The 24,512-nt window shown below is 64.9% G+C and carries 24 protein-coding genes, 1 tRNA gene and 1 pseudogene; 6 read left to right on the top strand and 20 right to left on the bottom strand.

Annotation, left to right across the window (positions count from 1 at the left end; all coding sequences use genetic code 11):
- The first annotated feature begins 96 nt into the window (after nt 1-96).
- Nucleotides 97-1,008 carry a DMT family transporter gene (locus AC1PQG_RS24475; protein ID WP_481120333.1) on the top strand — a complete coding sequence of 304 codons (912 nt, stop codon included), beginning with the start codon at nt 97-99 and terminating at the stop codon, nt 1,006-1,008.
- Here AC1PQG_RS24475 and AC1PQG_RS24470 read toward each other — a convergent pair.
- From AC1PQG_RS24470 to fdnG, 9 genes are all read right to left on the bottom strand, one after another.
- Nucleotides 998-1,396: a DsrE family protein gene (locus AC1PQG_RS24470; RefSeq protein WP_481120332.1), complete on the bottom strand. Its 399-nt coding sequence runs from the start codon at nt 1,394-1,396 to the stop codon at nt 998-1,000. The genes AC1PQG_RS24475 and AC1PQG_RS24470 overlap by 11 nt on opposite strands.
- The gene (locus tag AC1PQG_RS24465) at nt 1,386-1,862 is read right to left on the bottom strand and encodes a glycine cleavage system protein H (protein ID WP_481120331.1); all 477 of its coding nucleotides are present in this window, start codon (nt 1,860-1,862) and stop codon (nt 1,386-1,388) included. The genes AC1PQG_RS24470 and AC1PQG_RS24465 overlap by 11 nt, the downstream gene beginning before the upstream one ends.
- A gap of 25 nt (nt 1,863-1,887) precedes the next feature.
- A tRNA-Sec gene (locus AC1PQG_RS24460) sits at nt 1,888-1,984 on the bottom strand.
- A gap of 27 nt (nt 1,985-2,011) precedes the next feature.
- The gene (gene selB / locus AC1PQG_RS24455) at nt 2,012-3,946 is read right to left on the bottom strand and encodes a selenocysteine-specific translation elongation factor (RefSeq protein ID WP_481120330.1); all 1,935 of its coding nucleotides are present in this window, start codon (nt 3,944-3,946) and stop codon (nt 2,012-2,014) included.
- On the bottom strand, nt 3,940-5,367 hold the full coding sequence (gene selA / locus AC1PQG_RS24450; protein WP_481120329.1) for an L-seryl-tRNA(Sec) selenium transferase: 1,428 nt from the start codon (nt 5,365-5,367) through the stop codon (nt 3,940-3,942). The genes selB and selA overlap by 7 nt, the downstream gene beginning before the upstream one ends.
- Nucleotides 5,368-5,380: 13 nt before the next feature.
- A complete protein-coding gene (gene fdhE, locus AC1PQG_RS24445; RefSeq protein WP_481120328.1) occupies nt 5,381-6,310 on the bottom strand; it encodes a formate dehydrogenase accessory protein FdhE in 930 nt (309 codons plus the stop codon).
- A gap of 94 nt (nt 6,311-6,404) precedes the next feature.
- On the bottom strand, nt 6,405-7,031 hold the full coding sequence (locus tag AC1PQG_RS24440; protein WP_481120327.1) for a formate dehydrogenase subunit gamma: 627 nt from the start codon (nt 7,029-7,031) through the stop codon (nt 6,405-6,407).
- Nucleotides 7,028-7,924, bottom strand: a complete 897-nt coding sequence (gene fdxH, locus AC1PQG_RS24435; RefSeq protein WP_481120326.1) for a formate dehydrogenase subunit beta — start codon at nt 7,922-7,924, stop codon at nt 7,028-7,030. Before fdxH ends, AC1PQG_RS24440 begins: the two co-directional genes overlap by 4 nt.
- Nucleotides 7,925-7,934: 10 nt before the next feature.
- Nucleotides 7,935-11,006: a formate dehydrogenase-N subunit alpha gene (gene fdnG, locus AC1PQG_RS24430; RefSeq protein ID WP_481120325.1), complete on the bottom strand. Its 3,072-nt coding sequence runs from the start codon at nt 11,004-11,006 to the stop codon at nt 7,935-7,937.
- 389 nt (nt 11,007-11,395) lie between these two features.
- Between fdnG and AC1PQG_RS24425 the strand changes: the two genes are divergently transcribed.
- From AC1PQG_RS24425 to phnE, 4 genes are all read left to right on the top strand, one after another.
- Nucleotides 11,396-12,277 (top strand): putative selenate ABC transporter substrate-binding protein, encoded by an 882-nt coding sequence (locus AC1PQG_RS24425; protein ID WP_481120324.1) that lies wholly within the window; start codon nt 11,396-11,398, stop codon nt 12,275-12,277.
- Between the two features lie 92 nt (nt 12,278-12,369).
- Nucleotides 12,370-13,191, top strand: coding sequence for a phosphonate ABC transporter ATP-binding protein (locus tag AC1PQG_RS24420; protein WP_481120323.1), 822 nt, complete (start codon nt 12,370-12,372; stop codon nt 13,189-13,191).
- Nucleotides 13,188-14,009 carry a PhnE/PtxC family ABC transporter permease gene (locus tag AC1PQG_RS24415; RefSeq protein WP_481120322.1) on the top strand — a complete coding sequence of 274 codons (822 nt, stop codon included), beginning with the start codon at nt 13,188-13,190 and terminating at the stop codon, nt 14,007-14,009. Before AC1PQG_RS24420 ends, AC1PQG_RS24415 begins: the two co-directional genes overlap by 4 nt.
- The gene (phnE, locus tag AC1PQG_RS24410) at nt 14,006-14,791 is read left to right on the top strand and encodes a phosphonate ABC transporter, permease protein PhnE (protein WP_481120321.1); all 786 of its coding nucleotides are present in this window, start codon (nt 14,006-14,008) and stop codon (nt 14,789-14,791) included. Before AC1PQG_RS24415 ends, phnE begins: the two co-directional genes overlap by 4 nt.
- 649 nt (nt 14,792-15,440) lie before the next feature.
- Here the strand turns inward: phnE and AC1PQG_RS24405 are convergent.
- Nucleotides 15,441-15,899: a hypothetical protein gene (locus AC1PQG_RS24405; protein ID WP_481120320.1), complete on the bottom strand. Its 459-nt coding sequence runs from the start codon at nt 15,897-15,899 to the stop codon at nt 15,441-15,443.
- Nucleotides 15,900-15,987: 88 nt separating this feature from the next.
- Here AC1PQG_RS24405 and AC1PQG_RS24400 point away from each other — a divergent pair, with 88 nt between their 5' ends.
- Entirely contained in the window at nt 15,988-16,161 is a 174-nt protein-coding gene (locus tag AC1PQG_RS24400) for a hypothetical protein (RefSeq protein ID WP_481120319.1), read from the top strand.
- 38 nt (nt 16,162-16,199) lie between these two features.
- On the opposite strand, the gene AC1PQG_RS24395 is transcribed toward AC1PQG_RS24400, so the two are convergent.
- The 10 genes and pseudogenes from AC1PQG_RS24395 to AC1PQG_RS24350 all read right to left on the bottom strand — a co-directional run bounded on the left by AC1PQG_RS24395 (nt 16,200) and on the right by AC1PQG_RS24350 (nt 24,228).
- Nucleotides 16,200-16,640: a hypothetical protein gene (locus AC1PQG_RS24395; protein WP_481120318.1), complete on the bottom strand. Its 441-nt coding sequence runs from the start codon at nt 16,638-16,640 to the stop codon at nt 16,200-16,202.
- 316 nt (nt 16,641-16,956) lie between these two features.
- On the bottom strand, nt 16,957-18,372 hold the full coding sequence (gene tnpC / locus AC1PQG_RS24390) for an IS66 family transposase (protein ID WP_481120182.1): 1,416 nt from the start codon (nt 18,370-18,372) through the stop codon (nt 16,957-16,959).
- 137 nt (nt 18,373-18,509) lie between these two features.
- Nucleotides 18,510-19,031 (bottom strand): hypothetical protein, encoded by a 522-nt coding sequence (locus AC1PQG_RS24385; protein WP_481120317.1) that lies wholly within the window; start codon nt 19,029-19,031, stop codon nt 18,510-18,512.
- 23 nt (nt 19,032-19,054) lie between these two features.
- Complete coding sequence (locus AC1PQG_RS24380) at nt 19,055-19,480, bottom strand: hypothetical protein (protein WP_481120316.1); 426 nt, start codon at nt 19,478-19,480, stop codon at nt 19,055-19,057.
- A 219-nt stretch (nt 19,481-19,699) separates the two neighbouring features.
- The gene (locus AC1PQG_RS24375) at nt 19,700-20,125 is read right to left on the bottom strand and encodes a hypothetical protein (protein ID WP_481120315.1); all 426 of its coding nucleotides are present in this window, start codon (nt 20,123-20,125) and stop codon (nt 19,700-19,702) included.
- Nucleotides 20,085-21,173, bottom strand: a complete 1,089-nt coding sequence (locus AC1PQG_RS24370) for an RHS repeat-associated core domain-containing protein (RefSeq protein WP_481120314.1) — start codon at nt 21,171-21,173, stop codon at nt 20,085-20,087. Before AC1PQG_RS24370 ends, AC1PQG_RS24375 begins: the two co-directional genes overlap by 41 nt.
- Before the next feature lie 833 nt (nt 21,174-22,006).
- Nucleotides 22,007-22,339: a hypothetical protein gene (locus AC1PQG_RS24365; protein WP_481120313.1), complete on the bottom strand. Its 333-nt coding sequence runs from the start codon at nt 22,337-22,339 to the stop codon at nt 22,007-22,009.
- 379 nt (nt 22,340-22,718) lie between these two features.
- Nucleotides 22,719-22,889 (bottom strand): annotated as a pseudogene (locus AC1PQG_RS24360) (RHS repeat-associated core domain-containing protein); the annotation flags it as partial.
- 122 nt (nt 22,890-23,011) lie between these two features.
- Nucleotides 23,012-23,311 (bottom strand): ankyrin repeat domain-containing protein, encoded by a 300-nt coding sequence (locus AC1PQG_RS24355; protein ID WP_481123057.1) that lies wholly within the window; start codon nt 23,309-23,311, stop codon nt 23,012-23,014.
- 86 nt (nt 23,312-23,397) lie between these two features.
- A complete protein-coding gene (locus AC1PQG_RS24350) occupies nt 23,398-24,228 on the bottom strand; it encodes an RHS repeat domain-containing protein (RefSeq protein WP_481120312.1) in 831 nt (276 codons plus the stop codon).
- Nucleotides 24,229-24,512: the final 284 nt, after the last annotated feature.

The raw sequence follows: 24,512 nt of genomic DNA, 5'->3' as shown, positions 1-24,512 counted from the left end.
TGAGATCCGCGCAGTTGCCAGCGGGCGCGAACTTCGCTCCCGCTGGCCGGTCTGCCTTTCTTCCGTTTCCCGCCGTCTCTCGCGACGGTTCCACGCATGTCCGTATCGTCCGCTTCAACGCCGCGCTGGTTGCCCGCGCTGGCGCTCATCATCCTGTCGTCCACCTGGGGCTATACCTGGGTCCTGCTCAAGCAGGGGCTGGTTTTCGCGTCGCCCTTCGCGCTGGCGGCGCAACGCACCGTCGGCGGTGCGCTGGCCCTGATGCTGGCGGTGCGTTTGAGCGGGCGCTCGCTGCGCCTGGTGGCGCCGCTGGCGACCAGCGCCATCGGTTTGGTGCAGGTCAGCGGCTTCGTGGTGTTCCAGACCTGGGCGCTAGTGGAGGGCGGCCCGGGCAAGACCGCGGTGCTGATCTTCACGATGCCGATCTGGACCCTGCTGATGGCCTGGCCGATCCTCGGTGAGCGGGTGCGCGGCAAGCAGTGGCTGGCGGCTGCGTGCACGTTGGCCGGCCTGCTGCTGATCATCGAGCCGTGGAACATGCACGCCAGCCTGTTCAGCAAGCTGCTGGGCCTCAGCGCGGCACTGTGCTGGGCCATCGGCACCATCCTCGTCAAGCGCCTGCGCAGCCGCCAGCCGGTGGATCTGCTGGTGCTGACCACCTGGCAGATGATCGTCGGCGCGTTGCCGCTGGTGCTGTTGGCCGCGGTGGTGCCGGGGCCGGCGACGGACTGGTCGCTGCACTACGTGGCGATCCTGGCCTTCCTGTCGGTGGCCAGCGTGGCCCTGTGCTGGTGGCTGTGGATCTGGATCCTCGACCGGGTGCCGGCCTGGGAGGCCAGCCTGTCGGTGCTGGGGACGCCGGTGGTAGCGATCCTGTCGTCGCGCTTGACCCTCGGAGAGGAATTCCGCGCTACCGAAATCGCCGGCATCCTGCTGATCGGCGGCGGATTGACGTTGCTGTCCCTGTTCGGCTGGCTGGCCAGCCGTCGGGCCGCAGTCAGAAGCTGAGGGTCCGCCAGGCCGGGTCCAGGCTGCGGCCGATGAAGGCGGCGGCGCCCGCCTGGCCCGTGACGGCGGGGATCAGCGTGCTGGCGTCGACGCCGTGGCTGGCGAGGGCGGTCGGGCAGGCATAGATCTTCACGCCGAAAGTGAGCGCTTCGCGGCGGAAATCGGCGACTGACTTGCCGCTGCCGGCGGCGGCTTCAAGCTTTTCGGCGACGCCGACCTGCAGCAACTCCACCGAACGGGCGGTGAAATACATCTCCACCTCCACGTCCATTGCCGCGGCGGCGGCGGCGAAATAGAAGGGCGTCGCGCACAGCTCCGGCCGCCCCGGATCGGCTGCCCACACCAGGATCGCCAGTTTTTCCGCCGGGCGGGCGGTCTCAGAAGTCACGGTTGTCCTCGTGGAACAGCGGGGCGGAAAAATCCGCCAGATCGCGGAAGGCGTAGCGGTCCATGATCTTCTCGATCTCCGGCCGGGCGTCATCCCACGCCAGCAGCAGGCCGGGTGGCAGTGGGGCGAGGGCTTGCAGCTCCACCAGCCAGGCCTCAAAGGGCTGCCGGTTCATCGCGCGGGCGGACGGGTCGAGGGCCGGGTTGGCGTCCAGCAGGCGGGCGTCGAAGGGCGTCTTGACCGGAAACACCGTCTTGCCGGCTTCCAGCAGGCCGAAACCGCGCCCCGCATTCAGTTCGGCGCCCAGTGGCTTGGGTGTGAACAACAGGATCTCGCCGGACAGCGCGATGCCGAACTGCGTCACGCCGACCCGGAAACGCCCGGGGCCGGTGGGCTGGAACCACAGGTGGCTGTCCGCGTGGTACAGCAGCTCGTCGGGAAAATTGCAGCCGCGCAGCTGGGGCATGGTGGTGGCTTGACGTGAAGAATGGTGGCGGAAGGGAATGGGAGTCGAACCCACCAGGAACCGGTTGACGGCCCCTCCTGGTTTTGAAGACCAGTCGCCCCACCGGGGGACGCGTCCCTTCCATATTTGAATTTTACCGTATTTTAAATCTAATTTATCGGAAGATCGCCGCGTATTCGGTGATGTTCTTCATGGCCGCTGCCGATCTTGCGGGTGAAGCCGACGCGGTCGAAGTACTCGAGGATCTGGATCGCCCGCTTGCGTCCGACGCCACTGCGGTCGCGGAAGTCGGCGGCGCGGATGGCGCTCTGCGCGTCGGTCAGTTCGCTGGCGATGCGGCCCAGGTTGCGGATCGCTGCCGGGGCGTAGAACAGGTCGCGCACCACCTGGCAGGCTTCGCCACGGGCGGCAAGGCGTTTGAGCAATTCGCGGGTGTGGTTTTCCGGTTCGCCGAGCCGCGCGGCGATGTCGCGCACCCAGGGTGGGTCGAAGGGTTTGTCGAGCAGCCACGGCAGCAGTCTGTCGGCCCGCTGGCGGTCGTGGGCGTCCAGTTCGACCCGGTGGTCGGGCAGGTGCCAGGCGCTGCCGTTGCGCGCCAGGCGGCCGGCGGCGAGCCAGCTTTCCAGCCAGTCGGAGAAGGCGGCGGCGGGCACTTGGGGGGCGAGCATGCGCCGCAGGCGGTCCCGTTCGACACCCAACTCGTCGCTGTTGTGTGCGTGGTAGTTGGCCAGGCGGGACGTGGTACGCGCCGCCAGGATGTTCAGCGATGCGCTGCCGATCAGCCAATCGGCCTTGTCGGTGTAATGGGCGCTGCCAGCCGGCAGCAGGGCCAGCAACTGCTTGGGGCGGCGGTTTTCGGCGGCGCCGAGCTGGTGCAGGTCGATGCCCAGCGGGGCATGGTCGAGTACCGCGCACAGGCGCTGGGTCGGATCGGCGATGGCCTGCGCTGCCAGTGCCGCCAGCCGCGCGGGCGCGCGACGCTGGCGCGGCGGGCCGAAGGGATCGAGGATGCGTCCGCCGCCGAGGGTGTGCTGGCCGTGGCCGTCGCGCAGCACCAGCAGGTCGCCGCGACAGGCGTGCAGCGGCGTGTCGGCGACGACCTGGGCGAGGCAGTGTTCGCCGGGCGGCAGGCCAGATTTTTCGAGGGCGGCGTCGAGCAGCGCGACCCGCCCCAGCACGTGGCGCGTACCGTGGTGGATCTGCACGACGGCACCGTGGGCCAGTGCGCGTGGGGCGTCGGTGGACAGCTGGAGATCCAGGTCGAGGCGCTGGGCGGGCAGGGTGTCGGCGCGGCCGACCAGCCAGTCGCCGCGCTTGATCTCGTCCACTGCCAGCCCGGCCAGGTTCAGCGCGCAGCGCTGTCCGGCGTGGCCGCTGTCGGCCTTGCGGTTCTGCACATGCAGGCTGCGCACGCGGGCGCTCTTGCCGGACAGGGCGAGGTGCACGGTATCGCCGATCTGCACCTGGCCGGCGTGCACGGTGCCGGCGACGATGGTGCCGGCACCGGCCAGCGTGAACACCCGGTCCACGGCCAGGCGGAATTCCCCGTCTGCGGCGCGTTGCGGCAGGCGCTGCGCGGCGTCCAACAGGTGCTCGCGCAGTTCGGCGATGCCGTCGCCGTTGATCGCCGATACCGGGAAGATCGGCGCGTTGGTGAGGGCCGTCGGGGCGAGCAGGGCGCGGATCTCGGCGCTGACCTCGGCGAGGCGTTCCGGGCTGGCCCGGTCGGCCTTGGTGAGCGCCACTGCGCCGTGTGTCAAACCGAGCAGCTGGAGGATCTGCAGGTGCTCGCGGGTCTGCGGCATCGAGCCGTCGTCAGCGGCGACCACCAGCAGGGCGAAATCCACGCCGCTGGCGCCGGCCAGCATGGTCGGCACGAATTTCTCATGGCCGGGTACATCCACAAAGCCGATCACCTGTTCCGGTCCGTCGGCGTCTGTCGCGACGGGCAGGTAGGCATAGCCCAGCTCGATGGTGATGCCGCGGCGCTTTTCCTCCGGCAGGCGGTCGGTGTCCACGCCGGTAAGGGCGCGGACCAGCGTCGTCTTGCCGTGGTCGATGTGGCCGGCGGTGCCGATCAGCATGGTTTGAGCCCCTGGTTGAACTGGGCGAGGAAGGTGGCTTCGTCCCGTTCCGGCAGGCAGCGCAGATCCAGGTGCAGAGCGTTGTCGGCGATGCGCCCGATGACTGGCAGAGGCAGCCCGCGTAGCGCGGCTTCAAGGCGGTTGAGCACGCCACTCTTGCGGCCCTGCGGGCGGAACACCAGGCCGGCCGACGGCAGGCGGTCCACCGGCAGGCTGCCGGAGCCGATCTGCGACAGCATGGGTTCGATGCTCACCGTCAGTGGCCAGCCGGCCAGGGCCTGGGCGATGGTGGGTTTCAGGCGCTCGGCCTGGGCCAGCATGGCGTCGCGCGGGCGGGTCAGCAGGCGCAGGGTGGTCAGCTTTTCGGCCAGCGTGTCCGGGTCGCGGTACAGGCGCAGCACGGCTTCCAGGCCGGCGAGGGTGATCTTGCCGACGCGCAGCGCGCGCTTGAGGGGGTTCTTCTTGATCTTGCCGATCAGGTCCTGGCGGCCGACCAGGATGCCGGCCTGGGGGCCGCCGAGCAGCTTGTCGCCGGAGAACGTCACCAGGTCGGCGTCGTTGGCAATGGCTTCGCGGGGCGTCGGTTCGTGGGGCAGGTTCCAGCGTTCCAGGTCGGTCAGCGTGCCGCTGCCCAGGTCTTCGACGAAGGGCAGGCCATGGGTGTGGGCGATGCGCGCCATGTCGGCCTGGGTCACGCTGGCGGTGAAGCCTTCGACCGCGTAGTTGCTGGTGTGGATCTTCATCAGCAGGCCGGTGCGCGGGCTGATGGCTTCCTCGAAATCCCGTGGGTGGGTGCGGTTGGTGCAGCCCACTTCGACCAGTCTGGCGCCGGCCCGCTTCATGATGTCCGGTACGCGGAAGGCGCCGCCGATCTCCACCAGTTCGCCACGGGAAACGATGACTTCCTTGCGCTGGGCGAGGGTGTTGAGGAGCAGGAAGACCGCGGCGGCGTTGTTGTTCACCACGGTGGCGGCTTCGGCGCCGGTGAGCTCCTGTAGCAGCTCATTGACGACGTCGTCGCGGTCGCCGCGACCGCCGCTGGTCACGTCGTATTCGAGGGCACAGGGGGAGCGCGCGGCGTCCACCATTGCGGCGATGGCTTCGTCGGGCAGCACGGCCCGCCCCAGGTTGGTGTGCAGGACGGTGCCGGTCAGGTTGAACACCTGTTTCAGTTGTGGACAAGCGCGCGCCGCCAGGCGCGCGCTCGCGTTTTCCAGCAGGCCGACGCTATCCGGGGCGGCCTCGCCGGCGCCGATGCGGCGCCGGGCGTCGGCCAGCGTGTCACGCAGGGCCTGGGTGGTTTCGGTGCGCCCGTGCGCGGCGACGAGGCCGGGGGCGGCGGTGAGCAGCCGGTCTAGACTGGGCAGGGCGCGGTAGGCGGTGCTGTCGTCGGACGTGGTGCCATGGACCATGGACGCCATCGTGGGGAGTCTCCTAGGGGGTGAACAGGAACAGGTTGCGGCCGGCCCGATGGAAACCGGTCTCGTCCACCAGCATGTCGAGGGCGAGGGTGGCCAGGTCGTCGGCGAAGGCGTCGGCGAACGGATCCTTCTCCATCGACACGATCTTCAGGCTGGAATGACACTCGGGGCAAGTCTCCGCCTTCACGGCGGGGTGCGGATCGCCCTGCGCGTTTTCGAGGCCCTGGTAGGCGATGCCGCGGGTGTTGTGGCAGGGCACGCACTTGATGCGCGTCACGTGCCATTCGCAGGCGCACAGGCTGCAGGCGGCGTAGCGCACGCCGTGGCCGGCGTCGCCGATGCGCACGATGGAGGCCACCGGGTGGGAGCCGCAGGCGGGGCACAGGCTGTCCTCGAAACCGGCCGGGATGTCGCCGGCCTGCAGGGCCTGCGCGCGGGCGGTCCACTGCACCTGCAGCGCGGCGCCGATCAGCGGCGCCAGCGCCAGTTCGAGCGGGTTGGAGAGGGTTTCTTCGCAGCGCAGGATGGCGCGGGCGAGGGCGTCGAGGCGCTCGGCGGGGAAGTCCGCCAGTTCGGCGATGGCATTCTGCAGGCCGGCAGGCGCGTGGGCGGCGACATCGGCGGCGAGGGCCAGCAGCACGTCTTGCCAGTCGGCGGGCAATTCGGCGCCGTGGGCGTCGAGGGGCGGCATGCCGTGCTGGCGGCAGCGTTCCAGGTGGGCGGAATCGGGGCGGGGGGCCGCGCCGAGCTTGTCGAGCCGGCTCTGCTGGGCGTCGGCGAGGTGGGCGGCGAAGCGCAGGAAGTCGGCCATCGCGTGGCCATCGGCCAGGGTGCGCAGGCGGGCGGCACGCTCGGCGAAAAGGCGCGGGGCGGGCAGGCGGTTGGTGCTGTCTTCGCTGCCGGCCTGGGTGGCGATTTCCTCGGGGGAAAGCAGTTTCTGCATGGCGGTACCAAAAAAGTACGGGGCAGGGACCAGGCCCCGTCGAACAGGGAAATTTGGCTGCAGGGGCCGCGGGGACCGCCCCTGCAGGTGGGGGCTACTTGCCGGTCACCTGGCGGTACCAGGCGCGGTGGTGCTGCTTGGCCCAGGCGCGGGTCACGGTGCCGTACAGCATGGCCCGGATGGTGCCGCGTACCCAGATCGCCGCATACACGTGCACGATGATCGCGATGATCATCAGCGCCGCGAAGGCGGCGTGCAGCAATGCGCCGGTGCGGATCACGCCGATCGGGAAGTAGGCCGAGAAGTACGCCCGCCAGATGACGATGCCCGAGGTGAAGAGCACCAGCATGGCGGCCCCGAGGAACCAGAACAGCAGCTTCTGGCCCCCGTTGTACTTGCCCATTTCCGGCATGTTGTGGTCGTCGCCGTCCACCATCTCCTTGGCCCGTTTGACCCATTCCCAGTCGGTCTGGGTCATCTGGTTGAGATGCTTGAAGCGGAAGAACATCACCACAAAGAACAGCATCATCACGACGCCCACGAAGGGGTGCAGGATGCGCGTCCACACCCCGCCGCCGAACAACATGGTCAGCGGGAACAGCGCCGGGTGGAAGAGGGCCAGGCCGGACAGTGCGAGCAGGATGAAGCAGATGCCCACGACCCAGTGGTTGGCCCTTTCGGACGCGTTGTAGCGTTGCAGGTCGGACGGATCGCGGATCATTTTTCAGCCTCCAGTTCCTTCTCGACTTCAGCCTCGACTTCCTTCGACACTTCGTTCGGACCCTTCATCACGTAGTGGAACAGGCCGCCCAGCGCCGCGGCGGCAATGCCGGCCATGGCCAGGGGCTTGGTGAAGCCTTTCCATAGGGAAACGGTGGGTGCGATCGTCGGGTCGTTCGGCAGGCCGCTGTACAGGCTCGGCTTGTCGGCGTGGTTGAGCACGTACATGACGTGCGTGCCGCCCACGCCGGCCGGGTCGTACAGGCCGGCGTTCTTGAAGCCCCGTTCCTGCAGCTCGGCGACGCGCTCCTCGGCCAGCTCCTTCATGTCTTCCTTGGAGCCGAAGCTGATGCTGCCGGTCGGACAGACCTTAACGCAGGCCGGCTCGAGCCCGACCGCGACGCGGTCGGAGCACAGCGTGCATTTGTAGGCCTTGCTGTCCTTCTTGGAGATGCGCGGCACGTTGAACGGGCAGCCGGTCACGCAGTAGCCGCAGCCGATGCAGTTTTCCTGGTGGAAATCCACGATCCCGTTGGCGTACTTGATGATGGCGCCCGGCGCCGGGCAGGCCTTCAGGCAGCCCGGGTCCTCGCAGTGCATGCAGCCGTCCTTGCGGATCAGCCACTCGAGGCCGCGTTCTTCCGATTCGACCTCGGCGTAGCGCATGACCGTCCAGGATTGGTCGGTCATGTCCGTCGGGTTGGCGTAGGTGCCGCCGCAGCTGCCGACTTCGTCGCGCAGGTCGTTCCACTGCATGCACGCCACCTGGCAGGCCTTGCAGCCGATGCACTTGGAGACGTCGATGAGCTTGGCGACCTCGATGGTCTTGCGCGCGTGGGGGGGCTCGGTGGTCGTGGCCGAGCGCTTGGCGATATCCAGTGATTGCAGTGCCATGGTGCGTTCCTCAGGCTTTCTCGACGTTGACCAGGAAGGACTTGAACTCCGGCGTCTGGGTGTTTCCGTCTCCCACGAAAGGCGTCAGGGTGTTGGTGACGAAGCCGTTCTTGGCCACCCCCTTGAAACCCCAGTGGAGCGGAATCCCGACGTGGTGGACAGTCTTTCCGTCGACCTTGAGGGGCTGGATGCGCTTGGTCACCACCGCCACCGCCTTGATGTAGCCGCGGTTGGAGCTGACCTTGACCCTGTCGCCGGCCTTGATGCCCTTCTCCGCGGCCAGTGCCTCGCCGATCTCGACGAACTGCTCGGGCTGGATGATGGCGTTGGACTCGACGTGCTTGGTCCAGTAGTGGAAGTGCTCGGTGAGCCGGTAGGTAGTGGCTGCGTACGGGAACTCCTTGGCCTTGCCGAAGGCTTCCATGTCGCCCTTGAACACCCGTGCGGCCGGGTTGGACGTGGCCTTGGGGTTGTTCGGATGCATCGGATTGAGGCCGATCGGCGTCTCGAAGGGCTCGTAGTGCTCGGGGAACGGACCTTCGTTCATCATGCCGCGGGCGAAGAAGCGGGCCACGCCTTCGGGGTTCATGATGAAGGGGCTCATGCCGTCCTCGGGGGCGGAGTCCACCTTGAAGTCGGGCACGTCGGAACCCACCCACTTGCCCTGGGTGCCATCCCACCAGACCTGCTTGCGCTTCGGGTCCCAGGGCTTGCCGGACGGATCGGCGGCGGCGCGGTTGTAGAGGATGCGCCGGTTGGCCGGCCAGGCGAAGGCCCAGCCGAGGGTCTGGCCGTTCTGGTACGGATCGGCGTTGTCGCGCCGGGCCATCATGTTGCCCTTCTCGGTCCACGCGCCGGTGAAGATCCAGCAGCCCGACGCGGTGGAACCGTCGTCCTTCAGCTGGGCGAAGGAGTCGAGCAGCTCGCCGGCCTTCCTGATGACCTTGGTCGGGTCCTTCGGGTCGAGCTGGTCGGCGAAGGTCTTGCCGTTGTACTCCTTGGCCAGTTCCTCGGACGAGGGCTCGTGGGGCACCTTGTAGGGCCAGGTGAGGTTGAGGATCGGGTCCGGGAAGGCGCCGCCGTCCTTCTTGTACATCTCCCGCAGGCGCAGGAAGATGCCGGCCATGATCTCCGGGTCGCCCTTGGCTTCGCCGGGGGGCTCGGCGCCCTTCCAGTGCCATTGCAGCCAGCGGCCGGAGTTGATGATCGCCCCGTCTTCCTCGGCGAAGCAGGTGGACGGCAGGCGGAACACCGTGGTCTGGATCTTGGCCGGGTCCACGTCGTTGAATTCGCCGTAGTTCTGCCAGAACTCCGAGGTTTCGGTGGCCAGCGGGTCGATGATCACCAGGAACTTCAGCTTGGACAGCGCCGCCCCGACCTTCGCCTTGTTGGGGAAGGAGTTGAGCGGGTTGAAGCCCTGCGCCACGTAGCCGTTCATCTTGCCCTGGTGCATCAGCTCGAAGACCTGCAGCACGTCGTAGGTCTTGTCCAGCTTGGGCAGGTAGTCGAAGGCCCAGTTGTTGTCCTTGGTGGCGGCGGCGCCGTACCAGGCCTTCATCAGGCTGACGTGGAACTTGCCGTAGTTCTGCCAGTAGGACATCTGCCCCGGGCGCATCGGCTTGGGCGCGCGCTTGGCGATGTACTGGTCGTAGTCGGTTTCCTTCTCGCCGGGCAGCGTCATGTAGCCGGGCAGCAGGTTGGACAGCAGGCCCAGGTCGGTGAGACCCTGGATGTTGGAGTGGCCGCGCAGGGCGTTAACGCCGCCGCCGGCCCGGCCGATGTTGCCGAGCAGCAGCTGCATCATCGCCGCGGTACGGATGATCTGCGAGCCAACGCTGTGCTGGGTCCAGCCGAGGGCGTAGAGGATGGTCATCACCCGGTCCGGCGTGTGGGTGGACGCGAGCAGCTCGGCCACCTGCAGGAACTTGGCCTTCGGCGTGCCGCAGATCTGCTCGACCACGTCGGGCGTGTAGCGGCTGAAGTGGGCCTTCATCAGGTTCCACACGCAGTGCGGGTCCTGCAGGCTCGGATCGGTCCTGACGTAGCCGTCCGCGCCCATCTGGTATTCCCAGCTGGCCTTGTCGTACTTGCGCTTGTCGGCGTCGTAGCCGGAGAAGAAGCCTTCCGCGAAGGCGAATTCCTCCTTCACGAGGAAGCTCATGTCGGTGTAGGACTTGATGTAGTCCATGTGCACCTTGTCGTTGGTGATCAGGTAGTTGATCACCCCGCCGAGGAAGGCGATGTCGGTGCCGGTGCGGATCGGCGCGTACAGGTCGGCCAGCGCGGCGGACCGCGTGAAGCGCGGGTCCACGACGACCAGGCGGGCCTTGTTCCTGGCCTTTGCTTCGGTCACCCATTTGAAGCCGCAGGGGTGGGCTTCGGCGGCGTTTCCGCCCATGATCAGAATCACGTCCGCATTCTTGATGTCGGTCCAGTGATTGGTCATGGCGCCGCGGCCATACGTCGGGGCAAGACTTGCCACCGTCGGGCCGTGTCAGACACGCGCTTGGTTATCGAATGCGAGCATTCCCAGGCTGCGCACCACCTTGTGGGTGATGTAGCCGGATTCGTTGCTGGAGGCGGAGGCGGCGAGGAAGCCGGTGGTAAGCCAGCGGTTCACCGTCACGCCGTCGGCGTTCTTGGCGATGAAGTTGGCGTCGCGGTCTTCCTTGATCAGCTTGGCGATGCGCCCGTAGGCCTCGTCCCAGCTGATGCGTTTCCATTCCTTGCTGCCCGGTTCGCGCACTTCCGGGTACTTCAGGCGGTTCTTGCTGTGCACGAAGTCGAGCAGGCCGGCGCCCTTCGGGCACAGGGTGCCGCGGTTGACCGGATGATCCGGGTCGCCCTCGATGTGGATGATCTCGGCGTGGACGTTCTTGGCCCCGTCGCCCAGGCTGTACATGATGATGCCGCACCCGACCGAGCAGTACGGACAGGTGTTGCGCGTTTCGGTGGTGCGCGAAAGCTTGAAAGTGCGGACTTCGGCGAGGGCCGCGGTGGGCGAGAAGCCCATCGCGACCAGACTCGAGCCGGTCAAGCCCCCGGCGGCCACCTTGAAGAACTGGCGCCGTGAGAGTTGCATGGTGACTCTTCCTCCTCCGGTTGTTGTGGAAACACGGTGTCCGTACGCACTGCAATCCCTGCACCAGGCTTGGGGCCGATAGGAATCAAGGACTTGAAAGTCCACTCCGCGCTATCCCGGGACATTCTGTCCACCCGCTGGACAAAATGTCCATCTGCGCCGCAGCACGTCCGATGACGTCCGGGAATCCGCACCAGTCCTGGCTCTCCGCGTGCTGTCCGGCCCCTTCACTGATCTCCTCTCCGTCGTTATAGTCCGCCTCGCGGTCTGTGCACCGCTTAGGGTTTTTCCGCGGGATCGCGTGCTGCCATCCTGCCAATCAAGCCGGGGCCGTCCTCCCCCGTCCCGGCGGCTGGTGCCCGAACGGGTGCCTCTTTGAGGAGCCGTCCATGCCTTCCGTGCCGTTGTCCCGGCGCGCGCTGCTGCGCGCCTGTGCCGTTTCCGCCCTGTCCGCCGTCGCCGGCCTACCGGCCGTGTCCCATGCCGAAGAAGTGCTGCGCGTGTCGGCGATTCCCGACGAGGCGCCCACCGAGCTGCAGCGCAAGTTCGCGCCCCTCGGCGCCTACCTGGAGCAGGAAACCGGGATGAAGGTCAGCTTCGTGCCGGTCACCGACTACGCCGCCGTCGTCGAAGGCTTGGCCACCCGCAAGCTCGACCTGGCCTGGCTGGGCGGCTTCACCTTCGTGCAGGCCAAGATCCGCACCAATGGCACGGCCGTGCCGCTGGTGCAACGGGTCGAGGATTCGAAGTTCACGTCGAAATTCATCACCGCCAACGACAACATCAAGAGCTTCGCCGACCTGAAGGGCAAGACCTTCGCCTTCGGCGCGCCATCGTCCACCTCCGGCCACCTGATGCCGCGCTACTTCCTGAGCCAGGAAGGCCTCAACCCGGACAAGGACTTCAAGAACGTGGCCTTCTCGGGCGCCCATGACGCCACCGTGGCCTTCGTGCAGGCCGGCAAGGTTGACGCCGGCGTGCTGAACGCCTCGGTGTGGGACAAGCTGGTCGAGCAGAAGAAGGTGGATACCGCCAAGGTGCATGTCTTCGCCACCACGCCGACCTATTTCGACTACAACTGGACGGTGCGCGGCGACCTGGACCCGAAGATCCAGGCCAAGATCGCCCAGGCCTTCCTGAAGCTCGACCCGGCCAACCCGGCCCACAAGGAAATCATGGCCCTGCAGCGCGCCAGCAAGTTCATCCCCACCAAGGCGGAGAACTACAAGGGCATCGAAGCGGCCGCCCACGCGGCCGGCCTGCTGAAGTAAGGCTGCAAGCCGGCCGGGCCAAGGCGGGCCGTGGGGCGGGTGAAGCCGCTCCTGTTGCCCGCCCCAGCCTGCCGGTGGCCATGAGGATCACCATGGGTTTTTCCCTCGAAGGCGTTGGGCTGACCCACGCCAACGGTTTCCGTGCACTGCGTGGCATCGACCTGCGCATCGCGCCGGGTGAACGGGTGGCGCTGATCGGCGCGTCCGGCGCCGGCAAAACGACGCTGCTCAGGGTACTGGCGGCGTCCCTGCGCCCCGGCGAGGGGCGGGTGAAATTGCTCGATGGCGAGCCGTGGGCCTGTGCGCCGGCCGCGCTGCGCCGCCTGCGCGCGCGCATCGGTCTGGTGCACCAGTCGCCGCCGATCCCGCCGCGCCAGCGGGTGGTGACTGCCGTGCTGGCCGGCCGCCTCGGCCAGTGGCCGCTGTGGAAATCCCTCGCCTCGCTGGTGCTGCCGGTCGATCCGGACGGCGCCCGCGCCGCGCTGGCCCGGCTGGATCTCGCCGAGCGCTTGTATGAGCGCTGTGACCGCCTGTCCGGCGGGCAACTGCAGCGGGTCGCGCTGGCCCGCGTGCTGTACCAGCAGCCGGAGCTGCTGCTGGCCGACGAGCCGGTGTCGGCGATGGACCCGGCCCTGTCGGAACTCACCATCTCCCTGCTCAACGAAGAGGCGACCCGCCGCAGCGTGACGTTGGTGGCCAGCCTGCACGCGGTGGACCTGGCGCTGCGCCATTTCCCGCGGGTGGTCGGCGTGAAGGACGGGGCGATCCTGTTCGATCTGCCGGCAGCGCAGGTCAGCGATGCCCTGCTGCGCGAGCTGTACGCCGCCGAGGGCGGGCTGCCGCTGGCCGGTGGCCTGCGCGCCCCGGAGCCGGCCGAAACCACCAGCGAGCTGCCGCCGCTGCGCTGCGCATGAGCACCGCGGTACGCGACCCGGCGGCGCTGCCGCGGCTGGGCTGGACCCTCGTGGTGCTGGTGCTGCTGTGGCCGCTGCTGCGCCTCACCGATTTTCACCCGGCGGCCCTGTTCGAGGCCGGCAACCTGACGGCGATGGGCAATTTCCTGGCCGGCTTCCTGCCGCCCGAGACTGCGCCGGACTTTTTGTCCCTGCTCGGCAAAGCCACCGTCGAGACGCTGGCGATGGCCACCGCCGGCATCGCGCTGTCGATCCTGCTGGCGGTGCCCCTGGGCCTGGTGCTGACCCGCAGCCTGTCCATCGCCCGCCTCGGGCCGGGCCGGCGCGGCTGGATCGGCCAGTCGCTGCGCAGCGCGGCGCGGGCGCTGCTGGCGGTGCTGCGCGGCGTGCCGGAGCTGGTGTGGGCGCTGCTGTTCGTGCGTGTCTTCGGCCTCGGTGCGGCGGCCGGCGTGCTGGCGCTGGGCATCACCTACGGCGGCATGCTCGGCAAGGTGTATGGCGAGATCCTCGAATCCACCGATGTCCGCCCGGCCCGCGCGCTGCTGGAGGCCGGCAGCGGCCGCCTGGCGGCCCTGTGTTATGGCCTGCTGCCGAATGCGGCGAGCGAGCTGGTGTCCTACACCGTCTATCGCTGGGAATGCGCGGTGCGTGCGTCGGTGGTGATGGGTTTCGTCGGCGCCGGCGGGCTCGGCCAGCTGATGGACCAGTCGATGAAGATGCTCAACGGCGGCGAGGCGGCCAGCATCCTGGCGACCTTCCTGGTGCTGGTGGTGGTGGCCGATGGTCTTTCGGAACTGCTGCGGCGGAGGCTGGCATGAGGGCCGGCGTGTCCTTCGGCGGCCTGCTGGTGGTGGTGCTGGTCGTCGCGGCAGTGGCCGGCAGCTTCGCCTATCTCGACATGCCGCTGGGCGCGCTGTTCACCGGCACGGCGGCGGGGGAGATCGCCGATTTCGTCGGGCGTTTCTTCCCGCCCGAACTGGGGCCGGATTTTCTCGCCAAGGTGGGTTGGGCGGCGCTGGAGACGCTGGCGATCTCGCTGGTCAGCACCGTGCTGGCAGCCGTTGCCGGCGCCGTGCTGGCGCTGCCGGCGGCCGGGCGCCACGGCGTGGCCGGGCGGGCGGCGGCGCGTTTCGTCCTCAACCTGCTGCGCTCGGTGCCGGAGCTGGTGTGGGCCACGCTGATGGTGCTGGCCGCCGGCCTTGGGCCTTTTGCCGGCACGCTGGCGCTGGCGCTGCATACCACCGGCGTGCTCGGCCGCCTGTTCGCCGAGGCGCTGGAGAACACCCCGCCGGCACCGGCGGAGGCGCTCGCCGGTAGCGGCGCGCCGTCGCTGGCGGCCTTCCTGTACGGCACCTTTCCGCTGGTTGCCGCCCAGTGGCTGGCCTACGCGCTGTACCGCTGGGAGATGAACATCCGCATGGCGGCGATCCTCGGTTTCGTCGGCGCCGGCGGGCTCGGCGCGCTGCTGTACTTCAGCCTGTCCCTGTTCCACGAGGCGGAGGCCAGCACGGTGATCCTTGCGATGCTGGCAATGGCGGTGGTCGTGGACGGCGTCAGCGCCTGGCTGCGGCGTGAAGTTGAATATGTTAGGACCAACTAGCGAGAACGGCGCATCCGGAAGTAGAGCCACGCAGCCTCCATCGCCAAAACTACTGCGACACCGCAGGCCGCAGGCACAAATGTACCCCCAACAAGTGCGTAGTACGCCGAGACATAGGCTACTCCGGCAACTACGACGTGAAGCGCACAAGCCAGGAGGGGGTTATCGAACGGGTTCGGCGGACGATCCGGGGCGAACTTCACTTTGAGCACTTGTATTCCATTCGGCATGGAACGTTTTGATACTCGTAATAAGCAATAATGGCGTCAACAATCTTTGCTCTGTCATTTGCGTCGATGAGTCTGGAGGCGAATCCAGGCCTTTCATCCCAATTTTTAATAGAGGACATCCTAATAATTCGACCTCTCTTAAAAAAACCAGGCTCAAAATCAACCCACACCAACGCAGACCTTCCTCCCTCTTCAGAGTAGCGTAACGTCTCTTTGTCTACCCACTCTATCGAGATGATATCTTTATAAAAGAATTTAGCTTTTTGCATCATCGCAACCTTATCGGACGATAGAAATACCTAGTCGGTCCTGAAAGATCCAATTTGCCGTCTCCAGGCACCTGTCCGAGGGGCGGAAATCCTCGTCGCGGAGCATTCGCCCAAGCATCCCTGCCAGTGGCCAGAGCGCAAAAGGGGCTTTCAGTCCATGTGAGCCATCGCCCGCTGCACCTTGTCGAAAAACTCCTTTCGCGTCTCGACGTGGTACTGCTCCTTGCCGTCGCGCATGAAGAAGAATTCGCCGTTCACGCTGTAATAGGTGTTGCTTTTGATCGGCTGGGAAGGTTCCTTCTCTTTCCAGCCATGGGGAACCTTCCCATATTCGACCCTCTTTATGATGTAGTCGGCCTGAATATCTGAGGCGCCGTGTAACAGCCACACCATTCCCACGGAATTCCCTTTTCTGTCAACTTCATCAACGTAGATCGAGTGCACCTCATCCCCTTTCTCATCGCACTTAGCACCCGATGAGAAACAGAAGATTGGCCCAACCTCGCCGACGCCAACAGTGCTTAACCCCCGTTGTTTGATGCAAGCCGACAGCAGCAGAACTGGAATGAGAAAAGCAGTCAGCAGAAGTAGTCGTAATGATTTTCTCATTTGTTGCACCCGCAGTTGTTCTTCACAAAGTCCGCAATCTGGGCGTAATTGGCAGGATTGTCCCAGACAACTTGTGCCGTAGATAGTCTTGGAACATCTGCCCCTGCTGCTCTGGATTTGCCTTCTTGAACATATCAAGCATGGCTGCTGGGTCGGCGACTTCCTTATAACTGTATGGTTGCGTGGTCTGCCCGAGGCTGTTGACCACGTACTCGGTCACCCGCTCTTCCGGCAGGCCGGCGGCTTCGGTCTTTTTGAATAGGCGGTTATTGGTATCGGCTAATTTTGAGAAATTCAGAATCAGAAAACCTGAATAACCGAGTCCAACCGGATAGAGTCATCTAGATCGATAAATACATTGACAATTTGGTGTGCCGTGCGCAGCACAATATGACGGTTCGCAAGGAAAAAAGCATCAAACCCAAGATGATTAATCAGAATACTCGACATTACTTCTGAAATCACAGAATCATCAACTGTTTTCAGATCAAAACCAGCCTGAATAACTTCCGGAACAACCAAATATCCAGAAACAGCGTTAAAACAAATTCTTATTGGTTCATGTTCTTGGTTTTCAAGGATTCTATGCCTTTCGCCAATAGCCATAGGAATGACTCGACAAAAGAAGCTATCTTTATCCTCAATCACTGAAACCAAGGACAGTTCGTAAAATTGATCTAGAATTGATTTCATAGCATTAATACCTATGCTTAACCTTAACCACTGGATCTTTTCCGCCACCAATCTCTACGGTTGGGCACCCTGGTTGCGTAGACGATTCATGATAATTTATTGGACGCCATTCGCCTGCAGCGGCAGATGGGCAGGCAAGCTTGATGCGATGCCTCCACCCACTCCCTTGGCGGCAGGACCGGCGTCCTAATTAAGGCGTGCGTTGGCTGCAGCGTTACTGGCGGCGACCATATCAGCATTCGCGGCTGTTCCTGCAGCGCCCCATGGTGTCGCTCTCACGACAGCGCCACCTCCCATGAACGTGGTGGTCATTTCTTGTAAGCATTCACCCCCGCCTACTACTGCTTGAGGGGTATGGGGTCTTTCAGGCGGCTGCGTGCTGCGCACGGATCTCCTCCGGCACCAGCGAAGGGGGCGAAGTGCCGGCGAGCCAGGCGCTGAGGGCCTGGGTCATGTAGTCGAACACGTTGCGTCCCTGCAGCCGACAGGTCTGCACCGCCGAGAAGGTGTGCTCGATGAAGCGTAGCCCTCGTCCGGAACGCGTGAAGTAGGACAGCTTGCGCCGGATGACGAATCCACGCAGAGCCCGTTCAGCGGCATTGTTGGTGGGCGCAACGGCCGGGTCGTCCAGGAAGTGCCACAGCGCCGGCCACAGGGCGAGCAGGTTCCGGCAGGTCTTGGCGGTGCGCGAGCACGAGCTCTGGTCTGCGGCGGCCTGTAACTGGGTACGGATTCGCTTCTGCAGCCAGCCGTAGTGTGCCGCCGGCGCACCGGCGCCTCGCCAACGGAACAGCGTGAAGCCGTAGGCTTCGAGCCGCCGACCGATCCGTCCGGGCAGGCCTTGGCGCAGCCCGATCCGTGCAAAGTCACGCAGCAGGTGCGACCAGCAGACTTGGCGCTGGGAAGAATCGATCCAGGCATAGCCGGCATAGCGGTCGCTGACGATCATGCCTTGCGGCTCTTTGCCCAGAAGTGCCTGAGCGGCAAGCTTTCCGCGCGACGGATCGACCCGGAAGCCCGCGCCCCACGGCGTGACCTGGGCCCACAGCCACATCAGGGACGTGTGGCTCTGGTGCGAGGTTTCGTCCGCGTGGCGCACGGGCGCGCGTGCAATCTCGAGGTGCAGTTCCCGTACTGGCGCGGCCAGGGCCTGCGCCACATGGCCGTGGGCTTGCGAGATCGCCCCAAGACTGAAGCGAACCCCCATCACCTGCCCGAGCAGATCCCGGACCTTGGCTTGCGAGAGGTGGAACTGCCCAGCCAGCGTCCCCACGAGGGCGAGCGCCCGCGGCCCCAGCTGCCCACGCGGCACACCCGTGGGTAGGGCGCCGTGGTTCCGGTGACCGCAGCCCGTGCAGCAGCCCCGCTCGCGCACATACTCGGTGATCTCGGCGGTAAGCGCAGGCACCTCGAACACCTGGTGCCGGATCGGCTTGCCCTCGTCGGGCACAACTGCCGCACCACAGTTGGGGCAGGCCTCGGGCGGCGCACAGCGCACTTGCCGGTCCACCTCGTCCGGGGCCAGCATGGCCCGGAAGCTGCCCTTATGGCCCGCCTGGCCACCGAGGCTTCGTCCGCTCTTCTTTCGGGTCTTGCGCGGGAGCGCTCCGGGACCGTCACCGGACGGGGGCTTGGATGAATTGCGGGAATTGACCTTCAGTTGCTCTTCGAGTCGCGCCAAGCGCTCCAGCAGCGACGCGATCACCGCGTGGCACGCCTCGACCGTTGCGGGAAGCGGTGGCTCACTGGGCGGCGGGTCTGAAGGAGAGGACGGCTTCATGTCATGTGCGTTTTATCACAAGACAGGCTGCCTCGGGGGGAGTGTCACAACCGGGGGGCTGAATGGTTACCATTTCTTGCAGTGCTTGCTGGGACTTCAAACCTGAGGCCCGCCGCAGGAACCCGTGGGCGTTGGGTTTAAGGCCTGCCCCTCGAGCCCGGCGCTTCGGCTCGGCGCCGAACTCGCATGGTTGCCACGCGAACAATCCATGCCAAAAGCATTCCCAGAGGCGTGCCCAGCATCATCTGACCGACACTCGCAACCTCCGATTTCAGTGGCTGAAGTGTCTGAGCCGACGCCGAGTAGGTGAATGTCATTCGACTGCTATCGAGATGCTCCACGCGGACGAACTGCCGGCCAGGTGACTGCGATTCGGCGTGGTATTCCCACGCGAGGTCGGCAGTCGCGCCGGCCTTGTTGGACATCAACAGGGTCGCTTTCGGATGCTTCGCAAAGAAGTCTTGAATATCACTTAGCGGGACGGCGTCAGGATGCTCTCCTTGTCCCCGTTCGATCAACACGGTGAAACTCGAGTGAGGAGCCTCACCGTGGTCCATGGTGCGTGAGCATCCGGCTTGAACACAGACAAGCTCCAATCCGACGTGGGTGCCGACCAAGAAGCTGACCGGCATGAACCACACCGAGCCGAAGATCGCCAACGCCAAATTCAGGGCCTGATTAACTACTGGCCCTTGCACTTGCATTGCTCCATGGCCGGGGCAAACATCTTCCGCAGCGAAACGTCACCATATAGCCAGTAGTTGAAGGCGACGGGGCCATTTGAGTTGGCTTCGCCAGAAATGTTCTTCCATGGCTTTGTCATGTTCATGCTGTTCCACGTTAGTTTCATTCCCCAGTAAAGCAGATGACTCGCACCGGGAACCGCCACCGTACCGGCACCGCCACTCCGCATCATCCAATCGATGCTCACCTGCCCACCAATCGACGGGAACGCAGCGTCGAGGGCGACCATGCTATCTGAGAAATTGAGGGTATTGAACTTCAGCAGTGTTGCCGTCTTGCCGTTCTGGTCTTCGTAGGCCAACAGATCATTGAGAGCCTGACAGTTCATCGAATTGAGCGGGGCCCCATCTGTGGCCAACCCCATGCGATCCGTCCTGGTCAACGGATTCCCGCCGACATATGCGTACACAATCAGTGGCGCGATCTAGGTTGGAAGTAGCCGAGCACTTTCAAGGCATCAAAATGCCGATGCCTGAACAACAGCACCACGCGCGAGGCCGTCGAGCGACGGGAAGCAAGGCGCAAAATCTGCCCCCAAGCTTTGTGACTTCAAGGCCCCGAGAGCAAGGCATGAGCCGTGGCTTCAATTCCGCCGCGAGACGAGCGCAGACCCTTGCGCGGAGAGGTCGGTAAGCGTCACCCGCTCACACACCGCCGCAATCTGAGCACCAACGGACGGAAGCAGCACCACCAGCTCAAGCGCACCGGAGAGGCACAACTGCACCCACTCTGTTCGCTTCTCTTCATAAAGCCAAGATCGGGCGTCCGAGAGGCTGGTAGCCCAGATGATCCAGCGCCCAATCTCCGTGTCGTCAATTCGTCCCCTGCCGCCACTGCGCAGTACTTGCCCGACCTCGTTCTGCATAACGAGGTCTTCGACCCTAAAGGCCTTGACACCTGAGAGGATCAAAGCGTGTCGGCCACCTTCTGGTGCCCGTAATTCGATTGTGGCCAGAGCAGCTGGCCTATCAACTCGAATGGCTGTGACTTCGAAGTCTTGAATGTTCACGGGCCGCTCCTTGGGCCAGTAGGCCTGCCTTGAGGCCAAGGTGAGAAGGGACCACCGAACACGCGCCTCCGCTCCCCATTGGGTCCGCGCTCCCAGTTGTGCGAATGAGGCTGCCACCTACCTCGTTCATCCGAGTGGGCATGATCGTAGTCCAGATCCGTCTCTGGCCCGCCATCGGGCCAGTAGATGCGTTCTTGCCCACTACCAGGGTCACATGACAGGACCCAGGTTCACCTTCATTTGGCGTCTTCTCTTGGAACATACAGACGCCTGCAAGAACACAGGCTGCCACCATACCTGCAGGGCCATACTTGCGCGCCTCTACACCGATGGCACCAGCCAAAGCCCGCCCGCCTATGCCCCGGATGCCAACACCAATTGCGATGTTTGCGTACAGCCCTTCGGGGTCCGTGCTCGAAACCGGATTCCCCTCAACATAGGCGTAGGTATTGATGCCGCCTTGCAGGCCAATCGGGTCGCTCTGGATGTACCGCCCCGTCTCCGGATCATAGTACCGCCTGAAGTTGTAATGCAGCCCACTCTCCTCATCCTCGTACTGCTCCGGCAACCTCAGCCGGGAGACGATGACTGGTGCCTCCGCCGTCGCCGCGGGAGTGGTCAGCGTGGCCCGGCCAAAGGTTTCGTAGCGCGCCGCCCAGACGATGCGCCCGGCCTTGTCCGTCGCCTGCAGCGGCGTGCCCAGGTGGTCGGGGTGGTAGTAGGCGACACGGTCCTCGCCGCTGCTGTTCTTCGTCTTCACGAAGAGCAGGCCCGTGCCGAACGGGGCCCCCGGCCGCGGGCCGTATTGGGTGGTGATCTGCGGGCCCGTTTGGGCACTGACGCTGCCGTCGGGGGTCAGGTTGAGGGCCTGTTCGGCTTCGCCGATCAGCCCTTCGTCGGCGTACAGGTAGAGGGTGCGCTTGGCCGGGTTGAGCAGGCTGCCGGCCTTGTCCCGGTACTGCTCCTTCCAGATCCGCCGGTTGAGGGGGTCGTAGCCGTAGCGGGTAAGCCGGGTGCCCGCTTCGGTCTTCTCGGTGAGGTTGCCCACTCAGCCGCAGAGTCGGATCGGGGCGTTGCTGCCGCATCGGTGGGCACCGGATTCAGCCTGAGGCCCGGTCAAGAGGGGATTGCCGGGTGCTTACGCTGCGCCTGCGGCTGGGCTGCTGTAGCGCCAGGGGTGGTGTCGATGTGAGTCATGGTTTCCTTCGGTCTTGGGATCGATGGCCTGCGCGGGGTACAGGCGTGCAGGGGCCTTGGCGCTCTTGCTTCGGCGGCGCCGGTCGGTCGCGCTTTGGCGGCCTGCCGTGGTCGGGTAGATCGAGCGCGCACGGCTCGCAGCGCACGCGAGCCATGAGGGCTCGCGCGACCACGAAGGGGGCGTCGATGGGGTGGCGCCTTGCGCGTGAGCGCAGGGTGATGCCTTCGGCCTGGACCGCGAAGCGGTGCAGGCGCAGGGGTGTGCCGGTGTTCAAGCGCATGCGGACGTGTGCCGACCTGGTAGGCCGGCAAAGCACCGGCTTGATGGGGTTCAGCTCGGCAGCTTGGCCGAGCGGGCCGCCATTCGGCAGCGTTTCATGATGCGATCAGCGTCGATGGTCCTTGCGGACGCATCTTCCCTGGCGCGCCGCTTTGCAGGTCCTCGAAGTCCCTGCATCGCCGCCTCGGTGGGGGGCTTCGATGATGGCCAGGTCCAGCCTGGCCAAGTTGTCAGCGCCCAAGGGCGCCGAGTCTATGAACCGTTCCAACGCGCCCCGAAGGGCCACGGTGGGCAGTAGGCAGCCGGACGAGCCGGCCGCAATGTCTTTGCGTTGCAGGAAGGCTTTACGTCCGCTAGCTGACCACGGAAGTGGTCACGGGGACAGTACGACCGCGATGAGTGCTTCAACCGACACAGTAAGCGGAGGTTCGAGCCAGCAGCAGAAGAACGAGGCCGACGCCTATTCCCGCAGACACCAGTAGCCACATCCTCGCCTTCGAGGCCAGCTGGCGTAACGTTAGGTCCGGCTGCTCAGCAAAGTCGTTGGCGATCACGCGCCGCAAGTGCTCACGCTCGAAGGCGGTCATTCCCGCATCGTCGCGAAGACCTTCGACAAGAACTCCAGCTCCGGCACGATGCAGTTTGACCGATGCAAGAAATGCTGACCAAGCAAGTGCGCCGGCAGGAATCAGAAGCATCACGCACAACACGATCGCGACGGTTAGCGCCCTGCACATGTGCAGCTCCTACCACCCGAACCGCTGTTCTGTTGACAGGGAAGGTCCAGCCGGCACCCGGCGATGGGGGCGCGATGCCATAGAACCTGTCAGTTCGCCCACCGAAACCTCCGCTCGCTGACCCACCGCCACCGGTCGATCCATCGCCGATTGAGACTGCCACCGAAGCTTGCACATAGAAGCCAAGCCTAGCACCACCTGACGCCTTGATGGTGGGGCCCGCCATGCTCCCGGCGGTGGCATAGCCCTCGGTGAAGTTGCCGATTCCAAGGCCGGGCGCTCGAAGACCCAGGTATAGCGAACTGGCACCGCCCACCTTTGTCGTGTAGTTCACCTCGACCGGACCGAGATACGCAACAGACTTGTTCTGCATGCCCGCCTATCCTGGCGTGCAGCTATTGCCACTGTGCGCTGCCGAGTAACCTCCGCCGCCCATCAACCCCATGGGATCCGTGAAGCTGATCGGGTTCCCTTCGACATATGCATACGTATTGATGCCATCCGCTAACCCGATGGGGTCAGATTGAACGTAGCTCCGCCCAGGCACCCATCCGTCATAGTTACAGGCGTTTTGTCGAGGCGTGACGCGGGGTTGCGGAGCGAAGACGAAGGCGGCCTCCTGGGGTCAGAAAAATTTTTTCTAGAGGCCCATTCTTCGAGCAACGAGCATGCCTACCGCTTGGCTCGCCTCGCATTAGGTGGAGACTCAAGAAGTCTCACTATGTCGCTTGGCGCTGAAACGTTCCGCGCATAGTCGACAACGAGTCGCCCATAGTCGTTCTTCTCGGCAGGATTGGACCCTGCTGATAGCAGCAGCTTCACGACCTCGACATTTCGCCCGACGACAGCATTAAACAAAGGGGTTCCTCCTTGGTCGCCTCTAGCATTCACGTCAGCGCCAGCAGCAATTAGCGCTGCAACAGACTCGGCATCACCCCAACTGCAAACAGTATGCAAAACCGTGTCCTGCATGTAGTTTCTCTGGTGAACGGAGGTAATCGACTCACCATGCCATGCTCCCGTCGTTTCGCAACGATTGAATATTTCGTGGAGATTTTTCATTGCGGGCCACAAACACAAAATTTAGCGATGTCTTCTGCCGCATTCTTCAAACGCTGCTTAACGTGCGCCAAGGCGCGCTCGTGAGCCGCTTTGCTTCCAGGATGGCCCCAACGCTCCTCCCACTCAGAGCGCTTTCTTTGACAACTCATCGCTTGTCGATACCTCCAACGGGCTTTCTCACAGGGCGTCAGATTGGGGGGCTCCGGTTTATCACAGGTATTGTGATAAGCATCATGGTCTCTATCCTTTTGTGCCTCATCTGCAGGCGAAAGTGGCGGCGCTGAAAATATGAGGTCATTCAGCCATTCGCCGGCGGCACGACCACCCCACGCGCCCAAGCGACCACCAATGATTGCGCCAGGCACCCCACCGCCAGCGGGAAACACTGCCTCGCCGGCAGCAGCTCCCCCAACTCTCCCGCCCCAACCGCCGAGAAATGCACCTGCATCTCCGAGCGCGCTCAGCCCATTCGGATCCACGCTGCCCAGCGGATTCCCGCCCACATAGGCGTAGCCATTCACCCCACCTTCCAACCCAATCGGATCCCGGGTCGTATACCGCCCGGTCTCCGGATCATAGTACCGCCGGAAGTTGTAATACAGCCCACTCTCCTCATCCTCGTACTGCCCCGGCAACCTCAGCCGGGAGACGATGACCGGCGCCTCCGCCGTCGCCGCGGGGGTGGTTAGCGTGGCCCGGCCGAAGGCTTCGTAGCGCGCCGCCCAGACGATGCGCCCGGCCTTGTCCGTCGCCTGCAGCGGCGTGCCCAGGTGGTCGGGGTGGTAGTAGGCGACACTGTCCTCGCCGCTGCTGTTCTTCGTCTTCACGAAGAGCAGCCCCGTGCCGAACGGGGCCCCCGGCCGCGGGCCGTATTGAGTGGTGATCTGCGGGCCCGTTTGGGTGCTGACGCTGCCGTCGGGGTACAGGTAGAGGGTGTGCCTGGCTTGTGCCGGGGCTTGTCCGCTCTTGTCCCGGTACAGTTCCTTCCAGATCCGCCGGGTGAGGGGGGCGTAGCCGTAGCGGGTGAGCCGGTTGCCCGCTTCGGTCTTCTCGGTGAGATTGCCCGCCTCGTCGTTGCGGTCGTACTCGAAGCGGGTGGTGTTGCCCAGCG

The sequence above is a fragment of the Zoogloea sp. GDB6 genome (assembly GCF_056724105.1).
The sequence above is the reverse complement of the archived record's forward strand: the minus strand, read 5'-3'. Positions and strand labels throughout refer to the sequence as shown.